Origin of the sequence: Granulicella mallensis (assembly GCF_014203225.1) — a bacterium.
Taxonomy (GTDB): Bacteria; Acidobacteriota; Terriglobia; order Terriglobales; family Acidobacteriaceae; genus Granulicella; species Granulicella mallensis_A.
This window is the reverse complement of the sequence record NZ_JACHIO010000011.1, coordinates 171,749-186,258: the sequence shown is the minus strand read 5'-3', so window position 1 is coordinate 186,258 and position 14,510 is coordinate 171,749. Positions and strand designations below refer to the sequence as shown.

Here is a 14,510-nt window from a genome sequence, read left to right as displayed (position 1 = left end):
TGGACTATGGCCTGTTCTCCATTCAACCAAGTCAGTGCGTCAATGAGGCAATAGAACCCAGACTCAACTACCGCCCGATCACAATCACCTGGAAGCTATCCGGGATCACCGAAGGCCGGGGCCGTGGAGTCTGTGCCGTCGGTTCAGGACGCGGTCCAAGCTGTGCCGTCACCACATAGATGCGGTCCTTACCAGAGTCGTACGCCATCGTTCGTGCGCCCTTCTCTGTAGGCAGGTCCTCGATCACCTTGAAGCCATGTGCCGCATCCACCACCGTCAGAGTGCCCTCACCATTGGAGCTGAACGCCAACCGATGCTTCGCGCTGAAGCCGGCGGCATCGGGGCTATCGCCGATAGCAGGCGATGCCAACTGCTTGCCGCTGTCGGCGTCGACCACGGCCATTTTCTTGCCGTCGCACACGGCAAAGAGCTGGCGATGATCTTTGTCGAGCGCCAGTCCTGAGGGCGATTCACAGTTCTCGAGCTTCCATGCCGCCGTCTGCTTCTTCGCGCGCGCGTCGAAGCGGACAATTTGATTCGTGCTCTCGATGTTGTCGTAGACCGAGCCCTGACCGTCTGCTACAGGAAACTCGGGCTTGCCGGGAACAGGGAGCGTCGCGACAACCTGGTTGGTCGCCGTGTCGATGACGGTGACGTTGTTACTGCGGCCATTGAACGCCCACACCGTCTTCGTGGCCGGATCGAACACGATGCCGTCGGGATTGGTGCCGGCAGGAACCGTCGTCACGGTCTTGAAGCTGTGGCGATCGAAGACCAGCACATCGTTGCTGCCGCCATCGCTGATGTAGCCGTACTTGCCATCGGCATCGAGCGCGATGCCATGCGTTCCCTTCAGGCCAGTAATCGCTGCAACGGGCTTGCCAGTTTCGGTATCGAGCACCTCAACGCGCGGGCCGTGCGTAACGTACAGCAGATGCGCTGCAGGGTCGGCGAGCAGGTAGTCCCAGCCACCCGTACCGCCGATCTTCCAGTGGTCAAGAATTTTGTAAGGCTGCTGAGCCTGGGCGAGGGTGCAGCAAAGCGTCGCAGCGCCAAGGACCATAAACAAACGAGCGCCGATACGGGAAGGCAAGAAAGGCATAGATTTCTCCTGAACTCGGCAGACAGGGGTCTGCCCACATCTGATCATCGTTGGGAATGATTAAGCGTCGCTGAAGATGTCTTTGTTTGTCGTCGATGCCGGCAGGATCACTCTCACCCGGGTGCCCGTTCCGGGGATGCTCACGATCTCAATGCTTCCCCCGCAGCGCTCGGCAATCGCCTTGCACATCGCGAGTCCCAGGCCCGCGCCACCGCTATTGCGGCTTCGCGAAGCATCGGCGCGATAGAAACGATCGAAGACATGCGGCAGCGCCTCAGCGAGGATGCCCTCGCCATGGTCTTCGACCATGAGGGCAACTATGCCTGTCTGGTTTTCCACGCTTGCCATAACGTGGCTGCCACCCGCGCTGTGCTGCAGTGCGTTCAAGATCAGGTTGGAGCAAAGGATCTCCGCATCGTCCAGAGAAAGAGCAACCCTGCTTGAGTCCTGAACAGCCGTGCCGAGAAGAACCTGCCGCAGCTCCGCCACCGGCCTCAGACGCTCTGCAACGGCCTGCACCACCGAGGACAGGTCCACGCTCTCCTGACTCTTCGAGGGAGCCTCTTCAAGGCGTGCCAGCGCGAGCATTCGCTCCGTGAGCTCTTCCATGCGCTGCGTATCGACGAGCACGCCTTCGATGCCGCTCTCGTACTCCTCCGCCGTTCGCTGCCGCAAGGACAGCAGTTGCAAGCTGGATTTCAGTACCGCAATCGACGTCTTCAGCTCATGCGCGGCGTCCCCTGTGAACTGGCGCTGGCGTTCAAAGGACTGCTGCAGCCCGGCGAGCAGCTTCTGGATCGAGGAGGCCATCGGCTCCAACTCGCGGGTGTGCAGCGCAGCTTCTGGCGGCACAAACTCCCAGGCCTGCACCGAGACATGGCTGGCACGCTCGGCTAGCTCGTGCAGGGGCGCCAGCCAGCGCCGCAAGAGCCAGACGAGCGCCAGCGCCGTCAGGGCCAGCAGCAGCGCTCCTGTCGCCATGTAGAAGCTCACAGCCTCCACAGCCTCGTGCCACAGGTGCGCGGTCGGAGCAGCGTAAAGAACTGTTACGGGAATGCGCAGCGCCCCCGTCTTCTCTTCCCGATCAATCACGCGCATACCCGGCGTGCGAATAGCCCGGTACTGTTTGTCCCCGATCGCGAAGTTGAAGTACCCCTCTTTATGCGGCGACTCCAACGCCGCAAGCAGCTCCGGAGAGGACTTCGGAGAGCTCCCGAGCACGTGGCCTGCGGGAGTCGCCACAGCATAGGCATCCTCGGACGGCAGCGATAGCTCCGTCGGGTCGACCATGACGTTATCTTCGGGGTCTTCAGCGTCCTGCACCGCGCCCATCAACGAGTCCGCACGTCCGCGCAGCATTACGTCGAAGGCGCGTCTGCGCCCGTGCATCTCGTGCGTAATGGCCACGGCCGAAAACAACGCCGCGCACAGGAACTCCGCCAGCAAAACCCCGGCGATCAACCTGTGCGTCAGCGAACGCGACTTCATTGGGGGCTCTCCGGTGCAAACAGCCGATAGCCTCGGCCGCGAATGGTTTCAACCGTAGCCTCTTCGCCCATGGCGCGCAGCTTCTTGCGCAGGTTGGAGACGTGCGCCTCAATCACGTTGGAGTGGTGCTCCCAGCGATAGTCGTAGAGGTGCTCCAGCAGCTCTCGCTTGGACACGATGGCGCGGGGGCGGAAGATGAGGTATTCGAAGATCCGGTACTCCGTCGGCGAGAGGTCGACGAGGAGATCCGCACACCTCACCGTCTGCTCGATGGTATTTACACGCAACCGCCCAAAGGTGATGAGGGGATGCGCCACGCCCTTACCGCGCCGGATCAGCGCCTTGACCCGTGCCAGCAACTCGCCGAGGTCGAACGGTTTGGTCAGGTAGTCGTCGGCACCTGCATTGAGCAGTTCGACGACCTTCTCACGTTCACTGCGGGCCGTCAGCACAAGGATCGGGGTTGAGTCGCCGCGAGCCCGCACCTGGCGAACAATGCCCATCCCATCCAAACCGGGCAGCATGAGGTCCAGCAACATCAAGTCATAGTGCCCCTGCGCCGATAGGGTCGCGCCGTCGGCGCCATTGTCAGCACAATCTACCGCAAAGCCAGAACCTTCGCGCAAGGCTGTCGCGATGTTATGGGCAATCCGAACTTCGTCTTCAACGATGAGTACACGCATGTCAAAAAGCAATCTACCATCTCATCGTTTGCAGGAGGAGAATCCGCCAGAATCACTGGAATCTTGTAGTTGCGTTTCAGCAACATCGAAAAAAGAGAGGAGCAAGTTGGAGGTTGTCATTCCGAATGAGACGAGAAATGACTGTCAGAAAGGCAACGACAAAGGCCTGAGTTCTAAGGCCTGAAATTCAAGGTGACAATAGAAAATAGCAGCACCAAAAGTTTTTAGACTGGTACACATCATGACGCTTCGCTTTTCTGCTTCCCTGCTAGCCGCCACATTCGTTCTCGGCGCACACGCGCAGGTAGTCCACGTCTCGCCCACCGGCAACGATAAGGCACACGGAACGCAGACCGCGCCGGTGCGATCTCTGGCGACCGCCCTCGCACTCGCACGGCAGACGCACGAGCACACGGTTGAGCTTGCTGGCGGCGTCTATCGCCTTTCAGCTCCTTTGATACTGACATCAGCGGACTCCGGGCTTACGCTCAAGGCCGCGGCCCATGAGAACGTTACCCTGAGCGGCGGCACGCGCATCACAGGATGGAAGCTTACCGACGCGCGGCAGTCTGTGCGGTCCGCACGTATTCCCGAGGAGATTGCAGCACCACGCCAGATCTATGTCGATGGGGTTCGCGCAAGCCGTGCGCAGGGACGTTCGCCTGTGAAGCTGACGATGACCGAGACCGGCTATACCGCCGATAGCGATCTACTCTCGCACTGGCGACACCCTGACGATCTCGAGTTCGTCTACACCGGCGGCAATGCACTTTGGGGAGAGCCCTCCGTCGGTCTGGGCTCCTGGACCGAACCGCGCTGCCCCATGTCCGCCATCCACGGTAGGGAGATCGAGATGGCCGAGCCCTGCTGGCAGAACTCCACCAAGCGCGTCATGCTGCCGAACGGCGCACGCAGTGCGAACCTCGTGGGTCCAGCAAGTGTGGGCAAGCAGCCCACCTACATCGACAACGCCTATGAACTCCTCGGCACACCAGGCGAGTTCTACTTCGACCGCACAACCCACATGCTCTTCTATACGCCTCGCAAGGGAGAAGACCTGCACAATGCGGACGTCGAAGTGCCAGTGCTCGAATCGCTGCTTGAACTGCACGGAAGCGTGGAAGAGCCGGTACAGCATGTCACGATCTCGGGCATCACCTTCGCCTACGCCGCGTGGCAGGAACCCAGCACCTCGGAGGGCTTCTCCGAGATCCAGGCCAACTACCGCGTCACCACCTATAACGGCGCAGCGAAGCAGGCACTCTGCACGCTCGTCCCCGGCGGCACCTGTCCCTTTGCCGCCTGGACACCTGAGCCTGGCAATGTCTCTGCAACTTTTACCGATGACCTCCACTTCACGCGGGACACCTTCACCCATCTCGGCGCAGCGGGCCTTTCGCTGAGCGGTGGCGCGCATAGAGATGTGATCGAAGGCTGCGTCTTCACCGACATCTCCGGCAATGGACTGGAGCTCGCGGGCGTCGACAAACCGATGGCGCCGGATGTCGAATTCGCCATCAAAAACCGGATCGAAGATAACCTGTTTCGCAATGTTGGAGCGGAGTTCCACGGCGGCATCCCCATCGTCGTAGGCTATGCCCGCTTCACCCACATCGCGCACAACCAGATCGACCATGTTCCCTACGCGGGCATCTCCATTGGCTGGGGCGGATGGCCGGATAAGATCGCACTGCCCGGCGTAATGAATCGTTCCACCGGGAATGTAATCGAGCGCAATCGCATCACGCACTTTATGCTCAAACTCTCCGATGGCGGCGGCATCTACACCCAGGGCCGGACAGGAGTAACGATTGCCGACGGCGAACACGTGGAGAGCAACGTAATCGACGATCAGTTCAGTACGGGGCACGCTATCTATACTGACAACGGCTCCGCCATGATCACGGTTCGCGGCAACGTGATGTTCAACACCAATCACGACAACTGGGGATCACGCCATAAGGACTACTACGATGGCGGCAAGGGAGACAGTAACGATCCCCTCGCCATTGAAGGCAACTGGTGGGAGCAGGGCGATCCCGACACAGCGGCCAAACAGGTCATCGAGAAGAATAATCACACGATCACCGCGATAAACCAGGCTCCTGCCGAGTTACTCGAGGACGCTGGACTCGAAGCGGGTTTCCGTGACCTGATCACTGCTCCTACGCCGAGGACGGCCCCTGAGGCGCCCACGGCGGTCTCAGCCTTCGAGACATCCACTGAGGCCTACATCACGTGGCGTCCTCCGGTCTTCGAAGGCGGCGCGCCAATCGATCACTACACCGTCCGATCAAGCGATGGTCTTCAGGTCACACTCCCGGCCGAGAAGTTCAATAAACTTGCCTACGCCCGAATGCCTGTCAAACGGGCTTCAAGACCCCGCACCTTCACGGTCACGGCCTCCAATGCTCACGGCAGCAGCGTCAAGTCCCTGCCCTCTAATCCGGTGACCGCGTCTACTGCGCCGATCAGCCGTCCGGGCGTACCGCAGACGGTCAAAGCCTATGTCGAAGGCAGCCGCGCCAGCATCCACTTTGGAGATCCCAAGGACAATGCAGAAGGGATCACTGCCTATGCTGTCACCATCCGGCCGGGCGGCCGCAGGCAAGTCTTTACGGGACGCCGCACGCTGACACTGGAAGGCCGCCACGTTACCTTCGTCACAATGGATGGCCTGACACCAGGCACAAAGTATACGTTCGGGGTCTCTGCGGTAAATCCGTTGGGAGAGGGCGAACCTGCGTGGTCGAATGATTCGGCAGATACCTCGCAGCCATAGCACCGAAGCAGGAATGTTAAATGAAAAAAGGGGGGCAAGAGATGAAATATCTCTTGCCCCCTTTCAATTGCTCTCTGAATCATCCTGCGCGTTCAGGATCAAGCTCAACAAGCCCCTACGGCATCACAGGGACGGTATGCACACTCGTCACCGGGCGCGGGCGCAGGCCATAGACAGCAACCACGACATAGCAGGCGATCACCACCCCATAGCCCAGTGCATAGCTGCCGAAGTGCTTCGCAATCAACCCCAGTAGAGGCGGCACAACGGCCGCACCCACCACCGACATCACGATCAAGGAACCACCCAGCTTGGTGCGCGGCCCCAGGCCCTTTACGCCGAGCGCAAAGATCGTAGGGAACATCACCGACATGAAGAAGCTCGTAAGCAGAAGAGCGCCTGCACCCACCAGTCCCGGATGCAGAATACCCAGGGAGATCAGCCCAATATTCACGATCGCATAGACACCCATCATCTTCGCGGGCGCAAACCACCGCATCAGTCCTGTCGAAATGATGCGGCCGGCGGCGAAGGCGATCAGGTTTCCGGTCAGGAACAAGGCTGCCGTACGCTCGGTGGCGTGGGTGTATTGCTTCACGTACGGAATAAACGCGGACCAGGTGCTTACCTGTGCACCGCAGTAGCAGAATTGTGCGACGATGGCGGCCAGAAGCCCGGGGCTTCGCAGCAGAGATAAAAGCTGTGAGCCAAGGTTGTGCTCCTCGCTCGCGTCATGCTCACGAGCATTCGCAGGAAAACGCGTCAGGCCAATCACCAGAGCAAGGAGCAGAACAACGCAGCCGAGTGTGACATACGTGGGCACGACTCGCATGATCTCGCCATGAAGGTAGGCAGCATAGGTGCCGGCAACCTTCATCTCCGCCACCTTACTGGCTGAAAGCTCAACGCCGGAGAAGATAAAGAAGGTACCGATCAGGACGCCCATAATGGTGCCGGGCGGGTTGAAGGCCTGGGAAAAGTTCAGGCGCTGCTCCGAGGTCTCGGAAGCACCGGTCTGGGCGATGAAGGGATTCGCCGCCGTCTCCAGCGTCGCCGAGCCGCAGCCCACGACAAACAGTGCCGTCAACATGAGCCAGTAACGCCCGATCACAGCCGCAGGCCAGAACATGAGCGTGCCCAAGCCGAACAGGCAGAGTCCCGCCAGAATGCCCGCCTTGTAGCCCCACTTCCGCATACCCAGCGCCGCAGGGAGCGCCATGAAGAAATAGCCGAGAAAGACTGCCGTCTGTACCAGCTGCGCCTGTAGCGGTGAAAGCTCAAAGGACTTCTTGAACTGCTGCACCAGGATGTCAGTGAGGTTGTTCGACATCCCCCAGATGAAGAAGAGCACCGTAACCAGTACGAACGGCACCATGTGCCCCACGGGAAAGAGACAAGGCTTTTGGCCGTTACTGGAGGGTCCGGTTGAAGAGGGCGTGTCGACGGCGATATTCACGATGGAACCTCGGGCAGAACGAGGAAGTTGAAAAGCTGATGGTAGTCGATCCACAACTCTGCTGTTGTTCTTGCTTTTCTTGTTGTCATTCCCGCAGGGAATGACAACAAGAAAGGCAAGAACAACAGCTACATCTCTATCTCTGAAGCTCCAGCCCAACGTCTACTTTTGAGCCAGGCTAGTTTCGGGTTCCTGCTCTTTCCATACCTCACCCTCGGGGAAGCTGAACTTGTTCAGAGATTCAGGCAACATCTCACAGCTATAACCGGGATCGGTGGGCGCCAGGTAGTGTCCCCGGCGAATCTTTACCGGGTACCGGAAGTGCTCATGCAGGTGATCGACATACTCGATCACGCGATTCTCCATCGTGCCCGAGACGCTCAGAAAATCGAAGATCGAGAGATGCTGCACATACTCGCACAGTCCGACGCCACCGGCGTGCGGGCAGACCGGGATGCCAAACTTTGCGGCCATCAGGATGATCGCCAGGTTCTCATTCACGCCCGCGACCCGGCAGCTATCGATCTGGCAGACATCGATCGCTCCAGCCTGAAACAATTGCTTGAACATGACGCTGTTGTGGCAGTGCTCACCCGTTGCAATGCGGGTCGGAGCGGCCTCGCGGCGGATACGGGCGTGGCCCAGGATATCGTCCGGGCTCGTGGGCTCTTCCATCCACCAGGGCTGAAGCTCAGCGAGCTGCCGCGTACGGCTGATTGCCTCCTCGACGCCCCACTTCTGATTGGCATCGACCATCATGCGGTTCTGCCAGCCGATCTCCTCGCGCACAATCCGGCCGCGCCGCAGGTCGTCCTCCGGCACGCCGCCCACCTTGAGCTTGAAGTGGGTCCAGCCGTCGGCAATCCCCTCGCGGCAAAGGCGCCGAATCTTTTCGTCGCTGAAGCCAAACCATCCGGCCGAGGTCGTATAGGCCGGATAACCGCCTGCCGTAATCTCCGCGAGCCGCTGCTGCTGGCCCTCTTTGCCCTTGCGCAGGATAGCGAGCGCCTCTTCGGGCGAAAGTGCGTCGGCAATATAACGAAAGTCGATAGCCGAGACGATCTGCTCCGGCGTCATATCCGCAAGCAGCCGCCAGACCGGCTTTCCTTCGGCCTTGGCATACAGGTCCCAGACAGCATTTACCAGCGCACCGCAGGCTAGATGAATCACACCCTTTTCAGGCCCAAGCCAACGAAACTGCGTGTCCCCGGTCAATTCCAGGTACATGGCGTTGAGATCGGAGGTCAGGGACTCCAACGTGCGTCCCTGGACAAACTGGGTCAAGTAGCGGAGCGCGCTGACACAAAGCTCCGTGCCACGACCCAAGGTAAAGGTAAGTCCATGTCCTTCTATCCCGGCATCGGTTTCAAGGATGCAGTACGCCGCGGAGTAGTCGGGATCTTTATTTACAGCGTCAGATCCAATGTGCTCACGCGATGTCGGGAACCGCACATCGATGACACGCGTGTTGGTAATTGTAATGGGCTTCAAGAGCGGCCTCGGAGTTCTGGAATAACGGTTAAATTGCTGTTCTGCATGATACCCAATTATGCTTCGCTCGAATCGTAGCGAATGAAATTATTTTTCGTCAATGAAACATCGATTGCACTAAAGAATACAACGGAATCTGCTATGAAAATAGTCCTAAAGATGTGCTTTTTCTCTTCTTTTTGTCATTCCTGAAAACACCTGCCTCGCGAAAATGAGATAAGAAACGCAAAAAGCCCGTCTGCCAGACCTCTTGGTATTCTGTCCGCATCCTATGATCTGGAGGCATCCATCCAGGAAAGGATATATTTCATCCATGATATTAGATTTTCATATTTGACAGATATCCACTGGACAAGTAAAACTCAGGCGGTATCGGTAACATCTTCGACAGGAGTTCAGACGTGTTTGATCTTAAGGGGAAACGGGCTGTTGTAACGGGCGCAGCCAGCGGTATAGGCCTGGCGATAGCCGAGCTATTTGCAGCACACCAGGCCGATGTCGTATTGCTCGATCTCGATGCGCAAAAGACGGCCGGAGCGGCCAAAGCCATTACGGAGAAGACATCGGCCAGCGCTACAGGCATTGCCTGCGATGTCTCCCGCGCGGACAGCGTCGCGGAGGCCTTCAGCCAGGCCGGCGACCAGCTCGACATCCTCGTCAACTGCGCCGGCATCGCGCACGTGGGTAACCTGCTCTCCACCACTCCCGAGGACATGGACCGGCTCTACTCGGTGAACGTGCGCGGTACGTACCTGTGCATGCAGGCCGCGATCAAGCCCATGCTCGAAGCCAAGCACGGCGTGATCCTCAACCTGGCTTCGATCGCCGCAACCGCAGGGCTCACCGACCGGTTCGCCTACTCCATGACGAAGGGCGCGGTGCTGTCAATGACGCTCTCCGCCGCCAAGGACTATATTTCGCAGGGCATTCGCTGCAACTGCATCTCCCCGGCGCGTGTCCACACACCGTTTGTGGACGGCTTTCTCGCCAAGAACTACCCCGGCCAGGAAGCAGAGAAGATGAAGGTCCTCGCCCAGGCCCAGCCGATCGGGCGCATGGGCACTCCTGCAGAGATCGCCGTGCTGGCACTCTATCTCTGCTCGGACGAGGCTTCGTTCCTGACCGGTGTCGACTATCCAATCGATGGCGGCTTCTTCAACCTGCGCTAAAGCTCAAAGGAACAATATGGATCTGGGATTGAAAGGTCACGTCATCGTAGTGACCGGCGGCGCCTCGGGCATTGGAGAAGCCGTAACCCGCGCCTGCCTGGACGAGGGCGCAAAGGTTGTCGTCGTCAGCCGCGTCTCGGAGAACGTCGAACACTTTATCGAAGAGATGCAGCGCGAGGAAAAGCCCTGCGATTTCATCGAGTCGCACCTCGAAGACTCCACACAATGCCGGCGGGCCGTCGAGTATGTGCAGCAGAAATATGGCAGGCTTGACGGACTGGTGAACAACGCCGGAGCCAACGACGGCGTCGGCCTGGCCAGCGGCGATCCGGACCGCTTCCTTGAGAGCCTGCGGCAGAACCTCGTTCACTACTACGCCATGGCCCACTATGCGCTGCCAATGCTGAAGGAGGCGAAGGGTTCCATCGTCAACATCAGCTCCAAGGTAGCGCTCACCGGCCAGGGAGGAACGTCAGCCTATGCGGCAGCGAAGGGCGCGCAGCTTGCGCTCACCCGCGAGTGGGCGGCAGAGCTGCTTCCCTTTGGCGTTCGCGTGAACAGCGTACTGCCCGCCGAAGTGCTGACCCCGCTCTACAAACGCTGGCTCGACACCCGCGACGACCCGGCGGCCGCGTTGAAATCGATCACAAACAAGATTCCGTTGGGCCATCGCATGACGGAAGGCTCTGAGATTGCTGCGATGACGGTATTTTTACTGTCTTCGAAGCAGTCCGGCCACACGACGGCGCAACACCTCATCGTCGATGGCGGCTACACGCATCTGGATCGCGCGCTGACCTAGCGCGTATCGACACGTGCCCTTTGTTGGGATTGCAATTTTTGTTGCAGCTGATACATGGCCCTAAAAGGTACGAGTGAGTGAGAAGCAGTACAGCCGCTTACTCGCCGCAGTGTTGAAGGCGACCGTGTGAATAGTGGCAGACGACCTCAGCAGCCCTCTTACTGAAACCACCATCACATGTCTGCCTGATCTTCAAATGTCTTGCTCGGTGTGTCAGTTATATTATATGGAAAGTCTCTATAGAGGAGATCTCTCTGAGTAACATCCTGATCTGCGCTCTCCCGAATCCTGGCCACGTAACGCCGATGCTATCTGTAGGCGTTCATCTCGCGAGTCTAGGCCATACAGTCATATTTCATACTGGAGATATTTTTCGCCGGCAGGTGGAAGAAACTGGTCTTCGATTCGCTCCAATGACCGGAAAAGCCAATATCGATTACAGAAATCCAGGGAATGCAGCCGAAAGGGAAACACTGACGGGAGTCGCACGGATTCTCAATAACATCAAATACTGGTTCATTGATCCCCTCCCTGATCAACATCGGGGCCTGCTGCAAGTCTTGAATGAAACGCAGGTTGATTTGATCCTGACGTCTTCCATGTATCTCGGATGCTTTCCGATGTTGTTAGGGCCAAGGGAGAATCGACCGCCAGTCATAGGCTGTGGAGTGACTCCCTTGATGCTGCGAAGTATCGATTGTGGTCTCGACTCGTATGACAACACCCCCGAAGGTCGCAAGCGTAATCAGGCAGAGCATATTCAAATGGAGAGAGGTTTTCAGCCGGTTGCCGACCTGCTGAATCTGGCACTCTCCGAATGCGGCTCTCCTCCACTTTCTGGCTTTTGGTTCGACGCCATCTACACTGTGCCTGATTTATTTCTGCAGTTCACCGGCGACGCATTCGAATATCCACGCAGCGACATGCCATCAAAAGTTCGCTATGTGGGACCAGTATTGCCGAATAAAACCTCCAGCTTCAAAGAACCTGCGTGGTGGAGTGAATTGGATGGATCAAAACCAGTGGTCCTTGTTACCCAGGGCACATTCGCCAACTTCGATTTACAGGAATTGCTCCAGCCCACTCTCATGGCTTTGAACGAAGACAACGCTCTTGTCATCGCAGCTACAGGACGCGCCAATATTGATGACCTTATTGCTCCCCCTAATTCGAGGGTCGAGACGTTTGTCCCATTTGTACCGCTGCTGCCAAAAGTCGACGTGCTTGTCACCAACGGTGGATACGGTGCGGTGCAACAGTCACTCAGCTTTGGCGTACCGCTGGTAGTTGCCGGTGACACAGAAGAAAAGGCATTTACCGCTAGCCGCGTGGAGTGGACAGGCACGGGAATCAATCTGAAGACGGGACGTCCCACCCCTGAGCAGATTCAAACTGCAGTGCGCGCCGTCCTGACAGATAAGCGATATCGGGAGCAGGCACAGAGAGTACAGAAAAACTTCGCCCAATATAACGCGCTAAACGAAATCGCCCGAACCGTTGATGCCGTGCTTGCAGACCCGATGAGAAGCTCGTCAATAGATGCTCCGCTAGCCGTCGTCTAAAGCGAGTTACCTGATTTGGTGGCGGCGAAGATGTCGTGGAACTTTCGCCGGGTAGCAGCTTAGAAGCTGGAGCAGTGGCGTCCCCGACAGGATTCGAACCTATGTTTCCGCCTTGAGAAGGCAGCGTCCTGGGCCACTAGACGACGGGGACTTTTTACGCGCAACTCCAGTGTAGATGCTGGGCCCCGTCTACACGGCAGGAAACGCATCCTGCAGAAGTCGCCGTCCGAACTCAAGCTCCTCCTGAGACACCGTATGCGGGTGGCCGGGATAGCGTCGTGTCGTCACCTTCGCGCCCATGTCCGTGAGCACCTCGGCGGACTCCTGCACCCGGCTCCACGGCACATGAGGATCGGGATCGCCGCTGCCAAAGAACGCGGGTGTTCCCGCCAGGTCTCCAACATGCGTGACATCGCTGCCCAGAGGCCCAATGAGGCCTCCGGTCAAAGCAATCAAGCCTGCATAGCGCCCCGGATGCGTGGCAATAAACTCCGTCGACAGGCAGGCTCCCTGAGAGAACCCTCCCACCACGATGCGCTCCCGGGGAATCCCCGCAGCGATCACGAGATCAAGGACGGACTCGACCTTACGCAGCGCAGAGCTGAGCCACGGCTCATTGCTCTCGCGCGGCGCGAGAAATGAGTTCGGATACCACGTGGAACCCGCAGCCTGCGGCGCGAGATAGGCCAGCCGAGGGTTGTACATCGCCTCGGCCAGCGACAGGATGTCCTCAGCCGACCCGCCTCGGCCGTGTAGCAGGATGACCGCTCCCGAGGCCTCTTCCAACGAGGCCCCGAAGCGATGCACCTTTCCGTCCTTGTGAGGGTCGGCGCTCATGCGGTCTCCTTCCATTTGTGCAGCTCGATCTTCGGCAGACGCTGTTCGATCGTTGCGCGCCTCGGCTCCAGCCACGGCGGCAGGCGCAGAGCTTCACCCAGCGATTCCACCGGCTCATCGGTAGCAAAGCCCGGAGGATCCGTTGCCAGCTCAAACAGCACGCCGCCCGGCTCACGGAAGTAGATCGAGTGGAAGTAGTCGCGGTCGAGCACCGGGGTCACGTCCAGGTGCTTCTCGATCTCCTCGCGCCACTCCTTCTGCGAGGCTTCATCCGCCGCGCGAAACGCGATGTGATGCACCGAACCCGCTCCAGGACGCCCATGGCTGGCACCGGGCTCAATCAACAGATCAATGTGATTACCCAGCGCCGAGCCCTCCGCTGCGAAACGCTGCCGCTTGCCCTCTTCGGCGACCTTGCGGAAGCCCATCACGTTCAGAATGGCTGCCGTCTCCTCCGCGCGCTGCTGCAGCAGGGTCACGCCGAAGAAGCCGCGAATTGCATGCTCCGCAGGCACCGTAGCAAAGCGTGGGGCTTTCGCCTCACCTGCACCGGCGTGGCCTACGATCTCGACCTTCATGCCATCGGGATCGGCGAAAGTAAGCACCTCTTCCTCGAAACGCTTGCCAGTGCGCTCCACAAGCACGCCCTTTTCAGTCAACCGCTTCTCCCAATACTCCAGGGAGGCCAGCGGCACGCTGAAGGCGGTATGCGTAGTCTCACCGGCGCCGGCAAGACCCCGCGAGGCGCGCGGCCAGGGGAAGAAGGTCAGGATTGTGCCCGGCGTTCCGGCGTCATCGCCAAAATAGAAGTGGTAGCTGCCGGGGTCGTCGAAGTTCACCGTTCGCTTGACGAACCGCAATCCGAGGACATCGGTATAGAAGTCCAGGTTCTGCTGTGGATCCGAGGCAATAGCAGTTACATGGTGAAGCCCAACAATCGGGAGTTGTGGCATTTGGTCCCTTCCTTTCATCTCTTACGGCTTCATAAGATTCATCAATAGGAAATTGGATTCATTAGCAAACTATCCGTCTTCCCCGCGAAGCTGTCCGCGCGAGCGAGCCGCCTGACTTTCGACATCATGATCCTCGCACGTATGATGGCTAACAAACGAACTCTTTGACCATCCTGTCTTAACCC

11 protein-coding genes and 1 tRNA gene are annotated in these 14,510 nt (G+C 58.7%); 4 read left to right on the top strand and 8 right to left on the bottom strand.

Features of this window, described 5'->3' with window-relative positions:
• Window positions 1-67 precede the first annotated feature (67 nt).
• The 3 genes from HDF15_RS14190 to HDF15_RS14180 are packed head-to-tail and all read right to left on the bottom strand — an operon-like array spanning window position 68 to window position 3,273.
• Window positions 68-1,102, bottom strand: coding sequence for a YncE family protein (locus HDF15_RS14190; protein ID WP_184256602.1), 1,035 nt, complete (start codon window positions 1,100-1,102; stop codon window positions 68-70).
• A 60-nt stretch (window positions 1,103-1,162) separates the two neighbouring features.
• Entirely contained in the window at window positions 1,163-2,590 is a 1,428-nt protein-coding gene (locus HDF15_RS14185; protein WP_184256600.1) for a cell wall metabolism sensor histidine kinase WalK, read from the bottom strand.
• Entirely contained in the window at window positions 2,587-3,273 is a 687-nt protein-coding gene (locus tag HDF15_RS14180; RefSeq protein WP_014266122.1) for a response regulator transcription factor, read from the bottom strand. The genes HDF15_RS14185 and HDF15_RS14180 overlap by 4 nt, the downstream gene beginning before the upstream one ends.
• Window positions 3,274-3,514: 241 nt before the next feature.
• Here HDF15_RS14180 and HDF15_RS14175 point away from each other — a divergent pair, with 241 nt between their 5' ends.
• Window positions 3,515-6,055 (top strand): fibronectin type III domain-containing protein, encoded by a 2,541-nt coding sequence (locus HDF15_RS14175; RefSeq protein WP_184256598.1) that lies wholly within the window; start codon window positions 3,515-3,517, stop codon window positions 6,053-6,055.
• 115 nt (window positions 6,056-6,170) lie between these two features.
• On the opposite strand, the gene fucP is transcribed toward HDF15_RS14175, so the two are convergent.
• Window positions 6,171-7,511 carry an L-fucose:H+ symporter permease gene (gene fucP, locus HDF15_RS14170; RefSeq protein WP_184256596.1) on the bottom strand — a complete coding sequence of 447 codons (1,341 nt, stop codon included), beginning with the start codon at window positions 7,509-7,511 and terminating at the stop codon, window positions 6,171-6,173.
• A 162-nt stretch (window positions 7,512-7,673) separates the two neighbouring features.
• Window positions 7,674-9,002, bottom strand: a complete 1,329-nt coding sequence (locus tag HDF15_RS14165) for an L-fuconate dehydratase (RefSeq protein ID WP_184256594.1) — start codon at window positions 9,000-9,002, stop codon at window positions 7,674-7,676.
• A gap of 401 nt (window positions 9,003-9,403) precedes the next feature.
• On the opposite strand from HDF15_RS14165, the gene HDF15_RS14160 reads away from it, so the two are divergent.
• From HDF15_RS14160 to HDF15_RS14150, 3 genes are all read left to right on the top strand, one after another.
• Entirely contained in the window at window positions 9,404-10,171 is a 768-nt protein-coding gene (locus HDF15_RS14160) for an SDR family NAD(P)-dependent oxidoreductase (protein ID WP_184256592.1), read from the top strand.
• Between the two features lie 16 nt (window positions 10,172-10,187).
• Complete coding sequence (locus HDF15_RS14155; RefSeq protein ID WP_184256590.1) at window positions 10,188-10,973, top strand: SDR family oxidoreductase; 786 nt, start codon at window positions 10,188-10,190, stop codon at window positions 10,971-10,973.
• Window positions 10,974-11,386: 413 nt separating this feature from the next.
• Complete coding sequence (locus HDF15_RS14150) at window positions 11,387-12,535, top strand: glycosyltransferase (RefSeq protein ID WP_409254878.1); 1,149 nt, start codon at window positions 11,387-11,389, stop codon at window positions 12,533-12,535.
• Between the two features lie 75 nt (window positions 12,536-12,610).
• Here HDF15_RS14150 and HDF15_RS14145 read toward each other — a convergent pair.
• The 3 genes from HDF15_RS14145 to HDF15_RS14135 form a co-directional block, all read right to left on the bottom strand.
• Window positions 12,611-12,686, bottom strand: a tRNA-Glu gene (locus HDF15_RS14145).
• Window positions 12,687-12,724: 38 nt separating this feature from the next.
• The gene (locus HDF15_RS14140) at window positions 12,725-13,372 is read right to left on the bottom strand and encodes an alpha/beta hydrolase (RefSeq protein WP_184256586.1); all 648 of its coding nucleotides are present in this window, start codon (window positions 13,370-13,372) and stop codon (window positions 12,725-12,727) included.
• Entirely contained in the window at window positions 13,369-14,325 is a 957-nt protein-coding gene (locus tag HDF15_RS14135; RefSeq protein WP_184256584.1) for a ring-cleaving dioxygenase, read from the bottom strand. Before HDF15_RS14135 ends, HDF15_RS14140 begins: the two co-directional genes overlap by 4 nt.
• Window positions 14,326-14,510 lie beyond the last annotated feature (185 nt).